This is a genomic window from Conexibacter arvalis, assembly GCF_014199525.1.
Lineage (GTDB): Bacteria > Actinomycetota > Thermoleophilia > Solirubrobacterales > Solirubrobacteraceae > Conexibacter > Conexibacter arvalis.
This window is the reverse complement of record NZ_JACHNU010000004.1, coordinates 120,685-137,212: the sequence shown is the minus strand read 5'-3', so window position 1 is coordinate 137,212 and position 16,528 is coordinate 120,685. Positions and strand designations below refer to the sequence as shown.

The window sequence follows — 16,528 nt, the reverse complement described above, 5'->3', positions numbered from 1 at the left end:
GATGACCCCGACCATCCCCGGCTTCTCGTACGAACGCGTGACCGTCGCCGACGGCGTCGCGCTGCACGCGGCGATCGGAGGCGCAGGCGAGCCGCTGGTGCTCCTGCACGGCTTTCCGCAGACGCACCTGATGTGGCGCCATGTCGCCGTCGCGCTCGCCGCCGAGCGGACCGTCATCTGCCCCGACCTGCGCGGCTACGGCGCCAGCGAGAAGCCGGCCGAAACAGCCGACGGCGACACCTACTCGAAGCGCACGATGGCCGCCGACATCGTCGCGCTTGCGCAGGCGCTCGGCCACGACCGGTTCGCGCTTGCCGGCCACGACCGCGGCGCACTGGTCGCACTGCGCGCCGGCCTCGATCACCCGGGCACGATCACCCACCTCGCCTGCCTCGACGTGCTGGCGACGCTCGACATGTGGGCGGTCCTGCGCGGCGTCACCGCCGCGCCCGCGTTCCACCTCTACCTGATGGCGCAGCCGCCCGGGCTTCCCGAGCAGCTGATCGCAGGCAGCCCCGACGCCTTCTTCGGCTCCTTCCTCGACGCCTGGGGCGCCAGCCCCGACGCGATTCCGGCCGCTGTCCGCTCCGCCTACCTCGACGCCTGCCGTGCCGCGGTCCCGTCAATCGTCGCCGACTACCGCGCCTCGGCCGGGATCGACATCGCACACGACCAGATCGATCGCGACGCTGGCACGAGGCTGACAATGCCGTTGACCGTCGTGCAGCAGGACTGGGGCGCCGCCCTTGGCTACGACGCACGAGCGCTGTGGAGCGCCTGGGCCGATGACCTCCACCACGTCACCGCCAACTACGGCCACTTCATGGCCGAGACCGCACCGACGGAGATCGCCGCGGAACTGCACACGTTGCTTCAACGCTGAGAGTGACGGTCCTGTTGGCGGGACCGAGTCGCGACCATCCTTGAGTCAGGCCGATGCGAGGGGCACGCGACCGAATCGCGACTCAAGAGGCCCGGCCGTCCCTGAACCGGTCACGGCCCCGAGATCGCCGCCGCGACGTGAGGTAGCGCCCTGAAGGGCGCTGCACTGCGGCGGTTGACGTCGCCCGTCTCGGCGTAGAGCGATCGAATCATTCGGGCGAGTACAACCGAGAGCACGACGCGCAAGCTCAGGGGCGTCGTACCTCTCGTTAGGAGCGCTACCAGGCGAGGAGTGCCACGCTGTCCCGCAACACCGAATACGCTTCGCGTGATGGGGTGGGAAATCGAGTTCTTCTCCGACGCGAACGGAAACCAGCCTGTTCGGAAGTTCCTCAAGGATCTCGACTATCGCAAACGCAACGCGCTTATTGCCGCGATCGAAACGGTCCTTGAACCTATGGGGCTGGATGTGTGCCAGACGGAATACGGAAAAGCGCTCGGTAGGGGGCTCTACGAGTTTCGCCTCCGGCACGACGAAGAAACGATCCTTAGAAAAGCTGGGAGACCTGCCGACGGAGCGAGCAGCACGGACCTGTTACTGCGTGTGTTCTTCCTCGCGTACGGCGAGAAGATCATCCTTCTTCTGGGCGCCTACGACAAGGGCCTCGACCCCTCGAAGCGACGGCAGGAGCGCGAGATTGCTCGCGCCCGGAGACGACTGCGGTCGTTCGAGTTGAAACAACAGCGGCTCAGCGCAGCTGCGAAGCGACAGCCTTGATGCCGAGTCCTTGCGCTTCCTCTAGGGTGATGGTATAAAACGCATCACACCCGATCTTGCCAGGGAGTCGACATGTCCAATAAGTTCCGCGACTTCGTAGAAGAAGTCGAACGTGATGCGACGCCGGCGGAACGTCGCGACCTGGATGCGCGCCGGCGCCAGTTCGGCATTGGCGCCAAACTCCTCGAACGACGACTTGCCGCCGGTCTCTCCCAGCGTCAGCTCGCGGACCTGAGCGGAATCGGGCAAGGCGACATCTCTCGTATCGAGCGAGGTCAAGGAAACCCAACAGTCGAAACGCTTCAAGCGTTGGGTGGCCCACTTGGCGTGACGCTGGATTTCACGCCAAACCTTTCGGCGTAACAGGGAGGTCGAGGTGGCGAAACGCAATCCATACAGCCTGGATCCGATCGACAACCCGCGACTGCTCAGCAGTCGGCGCGCCCAAATCAGACGCGCTGTCGGAGTGGCCACCTCACCTGACTCGATAGGACGCCACGTTCTTGTGCTCGGAGCACCACGCAGCGGACGGACGAGTCTGCTCGAGGAAATCGGACGACAGGCGCGCGAGCATGATGTCCTTGTTGTCCCGCTCCGCTTGGTGGACGAGGAGAACCTCGGCAATGGACTCCCAGCTTCCCTGCTAGCGGCAACAGCCGAAGCGCTCGTTCGAGACCAAGCGACGGCACCAGCCTGGTACCGAGCATGGTGCGATCGTGTCTACTTACGTGATCGCTCGCCGATGGGCGTGAGCGACGTGCTCGTCAGCGCGCTTGCCCTCGCTGCCGAACCCGGTACTTTGCCTGCGCCTGCAGTTCTTGAGCACGACCTTAGGAAGCTGAGCGCGCTCTCGAACGAACGGGGGTTCAAGCGCATTCTCGTCACCGTCGACGACAGTGACGCCCTTCTGGAGGATTGCGGCACCTTTGAGCGACTCGTGACGTTGCTGGATTCAGTGGGCGGATGGACGCTTGCAGTCGCTGCTACGTACCAAGGCGCCGAACATCTGGCCGAAGCAATCTCGCCTGCTCTGCGCCGTTTTGAGCGTGTCTCGCTTCGTCCTTTCTGGAGTCCGGACCGCATCTACCATTGCTTAGCGGCACCGCTGGATAGTGACGTAGCTGATCGCCTCGTTAGAAGAGGAGACCATAGCTTCCTGTTTGACGTCCTTCGACTGACGGGCGGTAATCCGTTCGAGATCGCGCTCGTCGGCCGCCATCTCTGGTTCGCATGTCAGCTTGGCGAACAGGAACATTACGTCTTGACTCCCGCGGTGCTCGAACGTGTCCTCGAAGAGCTGGCGTTGTACACAGGCGCCTCTCAGGAGCTGATCGCTGGCGCGAAGGCCGTCACCGATCTGAGTCCTGAGCGGATCGGTCCTGCTCTCAAGCTTGTCGCGCTTTCAGAGCTGACCACACGGCAGATCGCCATTGCACGGCTGCTCGGGCTGCCCAACGACGACGATCGTATCGCTCGACGGTTACTGACCGCAGATCTGGATGATGAACAAGAAAAGGTCATCGCTGAACTCGAGGCCTTAGAAACCGACGGAGTCGTTACGCTGTGCGATGACGGGCGTTTCACGGTGCAAGGCGGGCCTGCTGCGGCGCTGGCGTTGAAATATCAGGCCCGCATCTTCGCGGGCGATCAAGCTTCCGACGTCTCGTTCGAGATCCCGTTTCTCGCATGCGTGGGGGAGCCACTGGTCAAAGATTGCGCGACCCGGGTCTCAGAGCGCATCGGTGAGGCAACGCGCCTCGGCCATTTCTTCTCAATAGCCAGTAGAGCCTATGCTCCCGGCGCTCGCATGCGGCATTCGCTGAATGCCGTCCCGTTCGCTGGCCTCGAGGTCGACGTAATGCCCTTCGGCGACGAAGAGTTCGATCTCATGGCTGCGGTAATTCGGGGTACGGAAGACTTGGCCATTGCCCTAGTGAACTTTAGTGTGGGGTCTGACGGCGAGGAATTAAGTCGCGGTGAGATCTGGGTGCTGCCCTCAGCCGAGTGGACGGCCCACCAGATCAACGAGATCGTCTCCGAAGAGGTTGACGACTGGATGCCGATAGTCGTCGCTGCGGAGATGACGTGGAGTGGATCACACGTCGTCGTGCTCAGAAATGACGATGCACGAAAGGCCCTCACGCAGCTGATACCAGCCGCCGCCTTCAACGCGATGCACGCTGAGTTCAGAGACTGGGACGGAGGGGACCCTGAGGCCGCGCTCGCCCTCGCAACCAGGACAGTCGCGGCACTGCGAGGGGCGCGCGTGCAAGACACCTGGGATCTGAGTATCGCTCTCAGTCATCTCGGCTTCGTACGAAGTCTCTTTGAGGATCGGCTCAGCGAAGCGAGAGACGCATTGATCGAGGCGCTGGAGCGAGGCCCAGCAGACGGCTGGCCGACACAGTGGAATCTTGCCAACGTCAGCGCACGTGCCGGTGACTCCGGTCACGCGATCGATGTCCTCGACAGACTGCGGCCACAGACGGTTAACGCGCCGCCTGACGCCTCCGTCACGTTCTTCGTTCCCGGCCGACTTGCTCGTGACACCATGGTGAGCATCACCGAACAGAACGCGCTGGCGATGCTCGATCTGCAGCGGTTGGTCATCGGGTTCGTGGAGAATCCCGACAGACTGCCCGACCTCGAGCGAGCGCTTGTCGATGCAATCAATCCTGAGACAGCCGAATGGGTGGCCAGACTGATTGCCCACAGACAGGCCCAATGAGACACGCTCGAACTCGCGTACACGGCTGACGCGAGTGAGCGTACGGCGGCGTCACATCGGGTTGACTGGCGGGACAGAGCGGCCTGTTGAGCCTGCGCGTGCCAGGTAGCCGCGTGGTGGTCGGTGGGAAGCGCGCCATCGATCGTCGCGGTGGCGAGTAGTCGCCGGCGAAGCTGAGCGGGCCGGTCTGTCGGGGACGGCGGCCGCCGTAGCCGCTCGCGTGAATTCGGCATTGCGCGCTCGCGGGCGCCCAGGATCGTCGCCGGCGTCGCGCACGTGCATGAACAGGTCCACACGAAGCCAGCCGAAAGCCCCTTCCGAGTTCGTGGTTCACATAAGATCGATTATCGAGCGTAGGAGGCTCGCGCCCAGCGTTGCGGCCGCGTCCGGCTATCACGGTCAGGTCTCAGCCGAGCTAATCATGCTCCGGGAGAGAGGCACTCGACAGCGATACCAACACAATGCTCGTCTGGAGTGGCGGGATGCGCACCGCGAACGAAACGGCGACGTTCGACGTGGCAGACGTTCCAATCCTCGCCGGCGTTCACGGGCAGCAGATCTTTCTGTCAGCCATCGAGACCTTGCAGATCAGAGACCCCATCTGCGTCGCACAGGTGCCGATCCTCGGCATGGACCCAAACGCATGTCCCCCCGTGTCGCTGGTCAACGGCTGCCCCGTCGGTTCGGCCTTCTTGACTGTGCGGCCACCGACGATCGTCCCAACTCCGCCCGCGGACCCGAGACCCCAGGACGGCGTTTCGCGTGTGGGCGTCGCTGGCACAGTTCCTACTTGCCCGCGCTCACGCCTCAGTTTAGAGTGCCTATCTGCCAAAACACTGGCCGATGTTCGTCGCAGGGGAGGCGAGCACTTCGGGGGAAGGGCAGGGACATCGCGCCTCGATCAGGGAAGGGAGGGCCTCTCTTGGGAGGTTCACGTGTGCCGGTCGGGAGACCAGGCGGTTCGCCATCGCGCCTGGCAACGAGCGCGGGGATGTGGGCGCTGAGCTGTCGCCGTCGTCGTTGCGTGCGCGGCGCTCGCGTTTGCGGCGGGTTCGGCTCAAGCGGCGAGACAGGCGTGGACGTACTGCGGATACGTGTTCAACCCGAACCCGAACGCGTGTTTCGCCGTGAATAGCCACGGGTTCGACCTCAACAGAGCCACCTATCCAGGGTCAGGCAACCTTTGGGTGTGCGAGGGAGCGTACGTCGACATATTGGGCTACTTCGGTCCGCAGCGGTGCGGGAACAAGTACGCCGGCTCTGGCTACGACTTCGAGACCACCAGCGGTCTGCAGAAGCGCGGCTACAACCTGCATCACGGCAACAACCCGCACACGGTAAACGGCGCGATGTGGACAGGATGGTTCTCATGAAGACGGCAGCGAACAAGACGCGCTGGCGGATCGCTGTCGCTGGCGCGGTCGCCGTCGCGGCTGTGGCGGCGGGCGGTGCGATCGCGATTGCCGGCAGCGGCGAGGACACTGAGCATGGGCCCGCTCGGGCGCAGGCACCCGCAAACTCTGTCGACCCGCGCTTGCAGGAGGCCTTCGGACTGTTCCGCACCGATCGCCTGCTCGTCAGCGACAAGCAGACGGCCGAGGCCGGCCCTGCGGCATTCGGTCAGAACAAGGCGCTCGCTCGGGCCGTGCCGGTGCCAGGTGGCGGCAACGTCTTCATCGTTCCGGGCAACGACGCCGTCTGCCTCGGCGATGGCGTCAACGAGGGCCACGCCTGCGTTCCGGTCAACGACGCCGTCGATGGCAAGCTGCTGCTCGTGACGCTTGCGGACCCGAGAACACCGGGCACGACGGTCTCCGGACTTGTGCCCGACGGCGTCTCCGAGGTGTCGATCGCTCTCACCTCCGGCGACATGCTCTCGGTGCCTGTCCGCGACAACGTCTTCGACGCGGTGATCGAAGGGACCAAGCCGGCCGTCGCTGGGGTCGCGTGGAAGAGCGCCTCCGGTCAGACCTACTCCCAAGAGTTCCCCGGCGGCGTGCGACGGCCTGCACCGCCGGACGGCGCGGCGCTCCAAAGCGGCCGGCCCTCGCCGCCGAACTGACGGACTGAGGCGAGCAGCCGTTGGCGCTGTGCGACGAACGGTCGACGGCGCCTCATGGCGAGGAGACCGCGGCGGTCGGGAAGCTCCGACGGCCGCGGTCTCCGCTCGTGAGTCCCCGCAGAGGAGCGCTCCGTACAAGGCCACCAGCCCGCGTCCGGCGCCCCTGCCCCGGCGTCTCCCCTTCGCAGCGGTCAGCTGAGCGCTGGACGCCGCCGCAGAAGCGCTCCCCCTGCGGCCCGGGGCGACGAGCCACGTCGCCCGCATGACCGGCAGCTGCCGCCGACGCGGATCGAGGTCTCGTTGCGGCGGAAGCGCTCCGGCACCGTTTCGGCCAGCTCGCCGCTCGACAGCGCACCTGCTGCCGCAAGTGCGCCAAGCAGTTCCTCGTCCAGTTCGAGCAGCGTTTTGCGCTCCGCGGCATCGAGCGGCTGCTCGTCTCTCTCCCACCGGGCAAGGTTGCCATGCACCAGGTGGTCGGCGCCGCAACAGCGAACTGAACCGGCGCAGATGAGGCAGATAGGACGGAATCCAAGAGTCGCTCGCGCCCGCTGATTGCGTTCCGCTTGCGGTTGCGTTTTGCTTGCGCTACGGTCGAAGCAAATGCCGAGCGTCTCGTCTCCGCTGTTCGATGCGACCGAACCGGCCGAGGTCCTCGAGGAGCTGCGCCGCGACCGCGGCGAGCTGCTCGACGCGCTCGAGCGCGGCCTCGCCGACGGGCTCAGAGGTTCGCCGTCGGGCGCGGCGCTGTACGCCAACGCGGTTCACGAGCTGACGAGCTGGCTGTTCGCGACCGCGTCGAGCACAGGCGCCCCGGCGGCGGAGCTGCTCGTCGAGCTGGTCGAGGACGAGGCGGTCAAGGCGCCGTTCACCGCGTGGCCGCTGCCATCGCTCCACCACGGGGACGCGGCTGCGCTGCATCTGGTCGACGCCGTCCGGGAGTGGATCGACAAGCCTCCGGTCAAGCGCACGGCGAAGCGCTTCATCTCGTGGAGGTACGGCGACCGCGACGCGGAGCTGTTCGCGCGGCGCGTCCGGTCGCGGCTCGCGCACGGCCGTGAGAACGACCTGGAGCGGTTGATGCGGGTGTTCGAGCTGTCGAAGTCCGAGCTCGGGCGGCTGTTCGGCGTCACGCGACAGGCGATCGACGGCTGGCTCCTCGGCGGCGTCCCCGCCGACCGACAGGAGAAGCTGGCGTCGATGCTCGCGCTGGCAGACCTGCTGGAGCGCAAGCTCAAGGCCGGCCGCGTGCCCGGCGTCGCGCGCCGGGCGGCCGACGCGTACGGCGGGCTGACGATGCTCGAGATGGTCGCGGCCGACCGCCACGACGAGCTGCTCGCCTCGGTGCGCGACTCGTTCGACTGGGCCAGAGCGGCGTAGGCGGTGGCGGCGGCACGCGCCCGTTCGACCCCGTGCGGCGGGGCCTACAGCCGACTGGCCGAACCGGGCTGGGCCGATCCGCTCGACACCTCCTGGTCCAGACGCGCAGGCGGTCGCTGGAACGCTCGCGGCAGCTACGGCGTGCTCTACCTCAACGGATCCGACGAGCTGGCCCGCCTCCAGGTCGCCCACAAGCTCGCGGGCCAGCCGTTCGGCGTCGAGGACCTCGACCCCTCCGAGCAGCACGACCTCGTCCGCGTCGACGTCGCCGACCGGGAGGCGCGCGATTGCGTCACCGCCGACGGTCTCGCGGCCGTCGGCCTGCCGGCGAGCTACCCGCGCGACCACGCCGGCGACCTCGTCGGCCACGAGCGCTGCCAGCCGCTCGGCGCGGACGCGCGCGACGACGGCCTCGCGGGCGTGCTGTGCCGCTCTGCCGCGGGGCGCGGCCGCCACGACCACGAGCTGGCGCTGTTCGACTCCGCGATCGACGCCGTCACCCAAGGCGAACGGCTGCCGTTCGACCGGTGGTACTGGGGCGCTCGGAGCTGAGCGCGGGCGGCGACCGATCACGTTCCGCGCGTCGCGCGCCCGGCGATCGCGCCCCCCGCCCTGCACCGCCTGCGACGAAGGTCGTAGCTCCCAGCGACCTCCGGCAGGCGTGCGGCGTCGCGCCGGGACCTACGTTGGCTCGATGCGCCTGTTGCTTCCCCTCGCCCTCGCGGTCGCGCTGCTCGTCGCCGCCCCCGCCGCACACGCCTCCCCCGCCTCGCCGATCGCTGCCGCCGCAGCCAGAAGAGGCGCGGCGACAACGAGAGGCGCCGCCAGAAGAGGCAAGGCGAAGAAGAAGGGCCGGGCGAGAGCGCTCCGCTGCCCGCGCGGGACGGTCGCCTTCGGGTCGGCGAGAGCGCCCCAGGGCTGCGCCCGCCCGCCAGCCTCCGCCGGCGGCCGCTTCGACGCGCTCAACGCCGCACTCGCGCTCGCCCCGAGAGCGTCCCGCAAGGCGAAGGGGCCGAGCGCGCGCGTGCGCAAGCTCGCGCGGCAGCTCGCGAGCGGGATGCTGCAGCGCGTCCAGGCCGGAGAGCCCGCGCTGCGGGTCGTACGCGCCGGCGCCGCCCGCGCCGCCGGGCTCGCCCCCGCCTCGCTCCCCCACGGCATCGCCCGCGTCGCCTCCGGCGCCGCCGCCGCGTCGTTCCAAGGCCTGCCGAGCAGCGCGGGCAGATCGGTCAGCGTCAAGCTCGAGGCCGGCGGCGCGGAGGCCGTCTTCGACGCCGGCAGAGGCGTGACGACCAGAATCGACGTGCAGACCGACGAGAACGGCGACGCGACGAGCGCGACGATGGAGGTCACCGACAGACGCGGCAGCGGGCTCGTCTTCGGGATGGGCGAGAAGGGCCCGCCGACGCCGACGTGCCCGACCGGCGCGGGCGACTTGCCGTCGAGGCTGCGCCAGGAGGTGATCGTCGGGACGATCGCCGTCGACGGCAGAAAGCGCTATCGCCGCGTCGTCAAGCAGGTGATCGAGGGCAGATGGCACGGCTACGTCGCCGTCTCCGCCAGAGCGGAGAGATTCGACGTCGCGCTGCGCGGCGCGCTGGAGGTGCGCGCGCAGACCGAGTCGACCGCGACCGGCAAGGTGCTCAAGCGCGAGGGCACGCGCACGTTCCGGACCGCGCTCGACAAGCGCGGCGTGCCGATCGGGACCGATCCCGCGAGCCTGCTCAGAGAGATGCGGCTGCGCGGCCCGAAGGGCCGCTACCTCTCCTCCGGCGACGTCAGAGAGGCGACGACCCTCGTCGCGTTCACCGCCGTCGCGGTCGGCGACGTGATCAGCGAGCTGCACCGCGGCGACAGACGCTGGTACGACGATCGCGCCTGCGCGACGATCGACTTCACCAGCTCGCCGGAGCGCGTCGCCAAGGGCGGCCGCGCCGACTGGGAGGTCGTCGCGCTCGGCGCCGACGGCCAGAAGGTCGCCGACGCGACCTGGGCGCCGGCGTCGTCGTGCGGCACGCTGACCGCGTCCGGGACGCGCGGCCCGTCGATCACGCTGGCGGTCGTCGACGACGCCGGCAGATGGGGCCCTGAGCCGTACCAGCCGGCCTGCGCGACCGCCGAGGTCACGACGACCGGCGGCCGTCCGCGACCGTTCGACCACACGATCTTCCCGATCGCGAAGACCGACTGGCGCATAGAGATCAACGTCGCCTACCGCGAGGACATGGGCCCGGGGGTCGTCCCGACGGAGATGACCGGCAGCGGCACCGTCGCGATCAGACACGGCGAGGTGACGGCGCAGGGCGACGGCCAGTGGTCGGCACGCGAGTGGGCCGCGGCCGTCGACAACACCTGCGGGCAGGACATGATGCGGGGACGCGACGTCGCCGGCAGAGCGGTCGTCGGCGCGCAGCTCAACGACGACGGCACGATCTCGGTCGCCTTCACCGCGCTCGAGCGGCCCCTGAACATGGCGTGGATCGAGATATTCCCGCTCGAGGGCGGCAGACGCACCGTCACCAACGAGAAGCCGTTCTGCGGCGAGCCGCGACGCGCGAAGACGACCGCCGACATCACCGTCGCGGTGACGAGAGTGGAGCGACCCTGGGGGCAGTGAAGGCCGCGTGCGCTCGCGGTTCGGTAAGGTCGCGGGCGTGAGCGCCGTCACGAAGTAGCTCCGGGCCGTCGCACGGCCCCACGTGCGCGGGAGGCAAGCCGCCGTCCGCGCCTTCGTCGCCCCGCCCGCATAGGGCGGGCCTGTCGTCGACCTCGCAGCGTGCCGTCCGGCACGTCTGCCGAATCCCGGAGCTCTTCATGGATGCATCTCGCACCGCGGCCGGCCGGCCGGCCGCGTCCGCCGACGGTCGCAGCGCGCCGCCGCGCCACCGCTGGCTGCCGCTGGCGTTCCTCTCGCTGCTGCAGCTGCTGATCGCGATCGACGTCACCGTCGTCCACGTCGCGCTGCCGTCGATCGGCGCCGACTTCGGCGCCGGAACCGCGTCGCTGACGTGGGTCGTCACCGGCTACACCGTCGTCGGCGGCGGCCTGCTGCTGCTCGGCGGGCGCATCTGCGACCTGCTCGGCCGCCGGCGGATGTTCCTCCTCGGCGCCGGCCTCTTCGGCGGCGCGTCGCTGCTCGCCGGCGCCGCGCCGAACCTGGAGACCCTGGTCGTCGCGCGCTTCGCGCAAGGCGCCGGCGAGGCGCTCGCGTCGCCAGCGGCGATGTCGCTGATCGCGCTGATGTACCCACAGCCGGCGGAGCGCGCGAAGGCGCTCGGGGTCTGGGGTGCGATCTCCAGCAGCGGACTGGCGATCGGCGTCCTGCTCTCGGGGGCTGCGACCGAGCTGCTCGACTGGCGCTGGATCTTCCTGGTCAACCCGCCGCTGGTCGCGCTCGTGCTGCTCGCGACGCCGCGCCTCCTCCCCGCCGATGGCCCGCCGCGGCGCATGCCGCTCGACCTTCCCGGCGCGGCGCTGCTGACCGTCGCGCCGCTCGCGCTGATCTTCGCGATCGTGCGGGCGGCGGAGGTCTCGTGGGCCGATCCGACGGTCCTCCTCCCCGCCGCGGCGGCGGTCGGGTGCGCGGCGGCGTTCGCGATCGTCGAGGCCCGGTCGCGCCACCCGCTGGTGCCGCTCGCCTTCTTCCGGCACAGCACGCGCCTGGTCGCCAACGCCGCCACCGTCCTGCTCAGCGCCGCGCTGTCGACGACCTTCTACCTCTCGACCTTCGCGATGCAGCAGTCGTTCGGGCTCGGCCCGCTGGAGACCGGCCTCGCGTTCCTGCCGTTCTGCGCCGCGCTGCTGCTGGCGGTCACGCAGGTCGCGCGGCTGATCGGGCGGTTCGGCATGCTGCCGACGGCCGTCGCCGGCCTCGCGTGCACGGCCGCCGGGGTCGCCTGGCTGGCGCGACTGCCCGACGACGGCCGGCTGTGGGTCGACCTGATCCCCGGCATGGTCGTGGTCGCGGTCGGGATGGCCGTGGGGCTGATCGCGCTCCAGAACGCGGCGCTGTCCGACGTGACCGACGACGACGCGGGCACCGCGTCGGGCGTGCAGCGCTCGGTCGACCAGCTCGGCGGCGCGCTCGGGCTGACGGTGATCGTCGGCACGGCCGTGACGACCTCGACCGCCGCGGCCGCGGGCGGCGCCGACGTCGGCGAGTTCCGCACCGCCTTCCAGCTGGCGCTCGTCGGTCTCGCGCTCGCGATCGTCGGCGTCGCCTGGGCGGCGCGCCGCCGGTGACGGCCTCGCTCGGTCACGCCGTCCCCCACCTCGCGTCGTCGGCGGTGCGCGCCGCCCCGCGCCTTATCTGCCGGCCTGGGTGCGGAGGAAGGTGACGAGCGCGGCGAGCTGGGCTCTCGGGATTCTCTGGCCGAAGTCGGTCGGCATCGTCCCCGCCGCGAAGCCCGGGGCGATCACGGCGTCGGGGTCGACGATCGACTGGTGGATGAACGCGGCGCTTCTGCCCGGCAGGACCTCGTCGAGATCCGGTCCGACGCTTCCGGTCGCGTCGGCGGCCGCGAGCGTGTGGCAGCTGCCGCAGCCGTTGGAGTCGAACGCCTCTCTGCCCGTGGCGAGCACCGCGCTCCCGGCCGGTCCCGTGGTGGTGGTCTCGGGCAGCGTCGTGGTCAGCGGCCGCGTCGTGGTCTCCAGCGCGGTGCGGATCGAGCTGGCGGCGCCGCCCCCACTCGTGGTCTCGCCGCCGCCGTCGTCGCCGCAGGCGGCGAGCGCCAGCACCGCGCCGCAGGCCCCGGCCACCGCGAGCAGTCGCATGCGAGGAAGGTGCATCGCCGATTCATACCCGAAACTGGAGTATGGAGACGGTAGGAGCGGCGCTGCCCCAGGCGAGATCACCGCCCCGACCGCGCTCCCGCCGGCGGCCGCCGCGCATGCCCGCCCCTACGCCGGCGTGTCGGCCCCGGAGCGGCGCCGCGTCGCGAGCGCCCCGTACCGCGCCGCGACCGCGTCGAACGCCGCCTTGCGCTCCCACGCGTGCGGGTCGTCGGGCGAGACCTTCACGACGCCGAAGCTCGCCATGTCGAGGTCGTGGCGCGGGTCGTCGGGACGGTGCGGGAAGGCCGGCATCGCGAAGGTGAAGACGAAGGCGCCGTCGACGCCGGCCTCCTCGTACAGCGCGATCAGCTCGTCGAGGTACGCCGCCTGCGTCGCCTCGTCGCGCACCGCGCCGTCCTTGACGCGCGGCGGGCTCGCGAGCCAGTTGACGATCGTGAAGCCGGCCGGGCCGGAGCGCTCGGCGCCGCGGTGCGGGCAGCAGCCGAACTCGGTGATCGCGACCGGCTTGCCGGCGTCGCGCACGAGCGCGCGCACGCGCTCCGCGTAGCCGGCGTCGTCGGCGCCCATCCGGTAGAGGTTCACCCCCACGAGGTCGAAGCGCGACCAGTCGACCTCCTCCCAGTAGCCGGCGCCGTAGGTGACCGGTCCGCCGAAGCGGGCGCGCGCGACCTCGACCGCCTCGCCCAGCAGCGCGTCGAGTCGGCGGCGGATGCGGGCGCGCAGGCGAAAGCGGCGGGCGAACCGCAGCATCCGCAGGCGGACGAGCAGGTGCGGGCCGGGGATCAGCCCGCGCGCGAACAGCGAGTGCTCGCAGCCGGCGACGAACGTCACCCGCCCGGGATGGGCGACGCGCAACCGCTCGGCGGCTTCCGCGCCCCGGGCGAGATGCGCCACCGTCTCGCGCCGCCGCCGCTCCGCCAGCCGCGGCTGCACCCACACGTCGAGTCCCAGCTCGAGCGCGATCGCCCCGGCCGCCTCCAATCGCTCGACGTCGCGGCCGTAGACCATCACGGCGTTGCAGCGCAGCTCGTCGCGGATCGCGAGCAGGTCGCGCCGCACGGTCGCGGGCGCCCATGCGAGGTCGTGGTGGTCGTCGTCGACCGCGTAGGAGATCCCGCCAACCCGCATCGCCCGATCCTACGGCGTGCGAGCGGGGCGGCAGGTACGGCGAGCACCACCACGCCGACGCGCGTTGCGACCACGAGCGATCAAAACGACACCGTTCGCGCAACGGACTGGTGACGACACGATCACGAATCGATCACCGGATCGGCGGCGGGGGTTCATAGCGTCGCCGCGCGATGAGATCACCACTTCCCCGTCGCGTGCGCGGGCGGTTCGCGCTGCTGACCGCGGCCGCCGCGTGCGCGCTGACGCCCCTCCTCTCGCCGCCGCTCGTCGGCGACGCCGCCGCCGCCGAAGGCGACCGGTCGAGCTTCCTGCTGGGCGTGCTGCCCGACACCCAGTTCTATTCCCGCTACTCGACCGCCGGCTCGGGCGAGCTGTTCATGGACCGCTACGGCACCGAGCCGTACGCCGTCCAGACGAGATGGCTCGCCGACAACCGGGACGAGCTGCGGATCCCGTTCGTCACCCATCTCGGCGACGTCGTCGACCGCCACGGGCAGACCCAGGAGTGGGAGGTCGCCGACGAGGCGATGAGAACGCTCGAGCAGGCCGGTCTGCCGTACTCGATCCTGGCCGGCAACCACGACGTCGTCAACGGCTGCTCGGGCGTCGGCTGCCGCGACGACTCGCGCAACCTCGCGAACGAGAACTTCCTCAGATACTTCCCCGCCTCGCGCGCCGCCGAGCAGGCGAGCTTCGGCGGCCGCGACGAGAGCGGCTTCCACGAGTGGCACACCTTCACCGCCGAGGGCCGCACGTTCCTCGCGCTGGCGCTGTCGTGGGAGGCCTCCGACAGGGCGATCCAGTGGGCCCGCGACGTGATCGCCGCGCATCCGAGACTGCCGGTGATCCTCACGACCCACAACATCCTCGCGATCGACAGCGACGCGGTGACGGCCGTCGAGACCGGTCCGGGGCTGCGCCTCTGGAACGAGCTGATCAGAGACAACGACCAGATCTTCCTGACGATCAACGGCCACAACCACGGTTCGGCGCACCTGCGCAAGACCAACGACTTCGGCCACAGCGTCGACCAGATCGTCTGGGACTACCAGATGGCCTACATGGGCGGCAACGCCTACCTCGGGCTGATGGAGTTCGACTTCACCAACGACCGCATCGACACGGCCGTCGTCTCGCCGTGGGTGCGACTGAAGCCGACCGACACGCTGATCCCCGAGTACGACCAGGCGGTCAAGACGGGGCCGAACGAGAACCTCAGACTCGCGATCGACTGGGACGAGCGCTTCTCCCGCTTCGCCGACCCGGTCGCGGCGCCGGCGCCCTCCCACGGCTCGCTGCTCGACGCGGCGAAGGCCAGCGTGCTCGACGGCTACGACGAGCCGGAGGTCAGACAGCCGAGCCTCCCCCACGACGAGCGCGACTACCCGAAGGTCGACGGCACGCTCGCCCACTGGCGCTTCGACGCCTCCGCCGCGGGCGCGCTGCAGCCGGGCGCGGTCGGCGCGAAGGACGTCGAGGGCGGCGCCGACATGCGGCGCGCCCCGCTCGACGCCGAGGACGTCGTCGGCGCCGAGCTCGGCGACCTGACGATCACGCGCGACCACCACGCCCTCTCCTCCAACGGCGCCAGCGCCTGCTTCGCCAACGTCGGCAGACGGATCAGCTACATGAACACCGCCGCCGACGCGGCGGTCAACCGCGCGTGGTTCAGACACGGCTACACGATCGAGACGTTCATCAAGCTCGACGCCGACTGGAGCTCGACCGACAACGCGTGGATGGGCGCGCTGACGCGCGAGGGCAGCCGCCGCGACGTGCCGGGGATGGTCTACCCCGGCTGGAGCTGGGACGAGCCGGTCTTCACGCTGGCGATCTCGAACCTGCGCGAGGTGCAGTGGAACGCCGCCGGCGCCGACCCGATCGCCGAGCGCCCGAACTGGTCGGGCGAGATCATGGCCGACAGATGGATGCACGTCGCGACGGTCAACGACCCGATCGCGCGCACGACCACGATGTACGTCGACGGCGCGCCGGTGCTGCGCAACGCCGTCGACACCGTCGGCCTCTCGACGGCCGACCTCCCGTGGCGGATCGGCTCCGGCATGACGGCGAGAAGAACGGTCAACGGCTGGTCCGGCTGCATCGGCGAGACGCGCATCGTCGATCGCCCGCTGCCGCGCGACCAGTGGCTGACGACCCGCACCCACGTCGCGCCCGAGCCGGAGGAGCCGGGGCCCGGGCCCGAGCAGCCCGGCCCGCAGCAGCCCGGGCCTGAGCAGCCGGGTCCGCAGCAGCCCGGTCCGCAGCAGCCCGGGCCCGGCGGCACGCCGCCGACGACGGAGGCGCCCGGCCCCGGCGCCGTCCCGAGACAGCCCGCCGGCAAGCCGAAGCCGTCGGCGACGCGGGTGCGCGCGCTGCGGCTCCAGGGCCGCCAGCTGCGCGTGCGCGTGAGCGGCCGTGCGCGGCTGCGCGTCGCGCTCCGGCGCTGCAGCGGCAGACGGTGCGCCAGACGGCCGACGCGGACGCTCACCGCGACCGCCCGCCGTGCCGGGACCGTGACGGTCCGCCTTCCGCGCAGACTGCCGGCCGGCCGCTACCGCGTCGCCGTGACCGCGAGATCGAGCGGCGGCACGACGCGCCGCACCGCGACCGTGCGTGTGAAGCGCGCCGCGCGGACCAGGTAGCTGCCGGGCGCTGCTGTGCCGCCGGCGGAGCGGACGTCCGCTCCGCCGGCGGCCCGCCGCGCGCGGGCGTCGCCGCTCTCGCCCGCCCGCGCCGTCCGGCCGGAGTAGACCGCCCGGCCGGACGTGCGCGTCGA

General features: G+C 70.2%; 14 protein-coding genes. 10 read left to right on the top strand and 4 right to left on the bottom strand.

Annotated elements, in window-relative coordinates:
* The first annotated feature begins 1 nt into the window (after window position 1).
* Complete coding sequence (locus BDZ31_RS15185; RefSeq protein ID WP_183343187.1) at window positions 2-883, top strand: alpha/beta hydrolase; 882 nt, start codon at window positions 2-4, stop codon at window positions 881-883.
* 330 nt (window positions 884-1,213) lie between these two features.
* Window positions 1,214-1,660, top strand: coding sequence for a hypothetical protein (locus tag BDZ31_RS15180; protein WP_183343186.1), 447 nt, complete (start codon window positions 1,214-1,216; stop codon window positions 1,658-1,660).
* Window positions 1,661-1,681: 21 nt separating this feature from the next.
* Here BDZ31_RS15180 and BDZ31_RS26050 read toward each other — a convergent pair whose 3' ends face one another.
* On the bottom strand, window positions 1,682-2,134 hold the full coding sequence (locus tag BDZ31_RS26050) for a hypothetical protein (protein WP_246345254.1): 453 nt from the start codon (window positions 2,132-2,134) through the stop codon (window positions 1,682-1,684).
* A 274-nt stretch (window positions 2,135-2,408) separates the two neighbouring features.
* On the opposite strand from BDZ31_RS26050, the gene BDZ31_RS15170 reads away from it, so the two are divergent.
* The 3 genes from BDZ31_RS15170 to BDZ31_RS15160 all read left to right on the top strand — a co-directional run bounded on the left by BDZ31_RS15170 (window position 2,409) and on the right by BDZ31_RS15160 (window position 6,450).
* Window positions 2,409-4,388: a hypothetical protein gene (locus BDZ31_RS15170; protein ID WP_183343184.1), complete on the top strand. Its 1,980-nt coding sequence runs from the start codon at window positions 2,409-2,411 to the stop codon at window positions 4,386-4,388.
* A 1,094-nt stretch (window positions 4,389-5,482) separates the two neighbouring features.
* Window positions 5,483-5,761, top strand: a complete 279-nt coding sequence (locus BDZ31_RS15165; RefSeq protein ID WP_183343183.1) for a hypothetical protein — start codon at window positions 5,483-5,485, stop codon at window positions 5,759-5,761.
* Window positions 5,758-6,450: a hypothetical protein gene (locus BDZ31_RS15160; protein WP_183343182.1), complete on the top strand. Its 693-nt coding sequence runs from the start codon at window positions 5,758-5,760 to the stop codon at window positions 6,448-6,450. Before BDZ31_RS15165 ends, BDZ31_RS15160 begins: the two co-directional genes overlap by 4 nt.
* Before the next feature lie 191 nt (window positions 6,451-6,641).
* Here BDZ31_RS15160 and BDZ31_RS15155 read toward each other — a convergent pair whose 3' ends face one another.
* Window positions 6,642-6,917 (bottom strand): hypothetical protein, encoded by a 276-nt coding sequence (locus tag BDZ31_RS15155; RefSeq protein WP_183343181.1) that lies wholly within the window; start codon window positions 6,915-6,917, stop codon window positions 6,642-6,644.
* Between the two features lie 133 nt (window positions 6,918-7,050).
* Between BDZ31_RS15155 and BDZ31_RS15150 the strand changes: the two genes are divergently transcribed.
* The 4 genes from BDZ31_RS15150 to BDZ31_RS15135 all read left to right on the top strand — a co-directional run bounded on the left by BDZ31_RS15150 (window position 7,051) and on the right by BDZ31_RS15135 (window position 12,066).
* Window positions 7,051-7,827: a hypothetical protein gene (locus tag BDZ31_RS15150; RefSeq protein ID WP_183343180.1), complete on the top strand. Its 777-nt coding sequence runs from the start codon at window positions 7,051-7,053 to the stop codon at window positions 7,825-7,827.
* A 3-nt stretch (window positions 7,828-7,830) separates the two neighbouring features.
* A complete protein-coding gene (locus BDZ31_RS15145) occupies window positions 7,831-8,379 on the top strand; it encodes an RES domain-containing protein (protein WP_183343179.1) in 549 nt (182 codons plus the stop codon).
* 142 nt (window positions 8,380-8,521) lie between these two features.
* Window positions 8,522-10,441 (top strand): hypothetical protein, encoded by a 1,920-nt coding sequence (locus tag BDZ31_RS15140; protein ID WP_183343178.1) that lies wholly within the window; start codon window positions 8,522-8,524, stop codon window positions 10,439-10,441.
* A 197-nt stretch (window positions 10,442-10,638) separates the two neighbouring features.
* Complete coding sequence (locus BDZ31_RS15135; RefSeq protein WP_183343177.1) at window positions 10,639-12,066, top strand: MFS transporter; 1,428 nt, start codon at window positions 10,639-10,641, stop codon at window positions 12,064-12,066.
* A 63-nt stretch (window positions 12,067-12,129) separates the two neighbouring features.
* Here BDZ31_RS15135 and BDZ31_RS15130 read toward each other — a convergent pair whose 3' ends face one another.
* Window positions 12,130-12,612 carry a c-type cytochrome gene (locus BDZ31_RS15130; protein ID WP_183343176.1) on the bottom strand — a complete coding sequence of 161 codons (483 nt, stop codon included), beginning with the start codon at window positions 12,610-12,612 and terminating at the stop codon, window positions 12,130-12,132.
* Window positions 12,613-12,723: 111 nt separating this feature from the next.
* Window positions 12,724-13,746, bottom strand: a complete 1,023-nt coding sequence (locus BDZ31_RS15125; RefSeq protein ID WP_221243092.1) for a glycoside hydrolase family 113 protein — start codon at window positions 13,744-13,746, stop codon at window positions 12,724-12,726.
* A gap of 173 nt (window positions 13,747-13,919) precedes the next feature.
* Between BDZ31_RS15125 and BDZ31_RS15120 the strand changes: the two genes are divergently transcribed.
* The gene (locus BDZ31_RS15120) at window positions 13,920-16,394 is read left to right on the top strand and encodes a LamG-like jellyroll fold domain-containing protein (RefSeq protein WP_183343175.1); all 2,475 of its coding nucleotides are present in this window, start codon (window positions 13,920-13,922) and stop codon (window positions 16,392-16,394) included.
* Window positions 16,395-16,528: the final 134 nt, after the last annotated feature.

What these genes read in the sequence shown, in the direction of transcription:
- BDZ31_RS15185 (WP_183343187.1), top strand. Translation starts at nt 2, where the DNA reads ATGACCCCGACCATCCCCGGCTTCTCGTACGAACGCGTGACCGTCGCC.
- BDZ31_RS15180 (WP_183343186.1), top strand. Translation starts at nt 1,214, where the DNA reads ATGGGGTGGGAAATCGAGTTCTTCTCCGACGCGAACGGAAACCAGCCT.
- BDZ31_RS15160 (WP_183343182.1), top strand. Translation starts at nt 5,758, where the DNA reads ATGAAGACGGCAGCGAACAAGACGCGCTGGCGGATCGCTGTCGCTGGC.
- BDZ31_RS15150 (WP_183343180.1), top strand. Translation starts at nt 7,051, where the DNA reads ATGCCGAGCGTCTCGTCTCCGCTGTTCGATGCGACCGAACCGGCCGAG.
- BDZ31_RS15140 (WP_183343178.1), top strand. Translation starts at nt 8,522, where the DNA reads ATGCGCCTGTTGCTTCCCCTCGCCCTCGCGGTCGCGCTGCTCGTCGCC.
- BDZ31_RS15135 (WP_183343177.1), top strand. Translation starts at nt 10,639, where the DNA reads ATGGATGCATCTCGCACCGCGGCCGGCCGGCCGGCCGCGTCCGCCGAC.
- BDZ31_RS15130 (WP_183343176.1), bottom strand. Translation starts at nt 12,612, where the DNA reads ATGCACCTTCCTCGCATGCGACTGCTCGCGGTGGCCGGGGCCTGCGGC.
- BDZ31_RS15125 (WP_221243092.1), bottom strand. Translation starts at nt 13,746, where the DNA reads ATGCGGGTTGGCGGGATCTCCTACGCGGTCGACGACGACCACCACGAC.
- BDZ31_RS15120 (WP_183343175.1), top strand. Translation starts at nt 13,920, where the DNA reads ATGAGATCACCACTTCCCCGTCGCGTGCGCGGGCGGTTCGCGCTGCTG.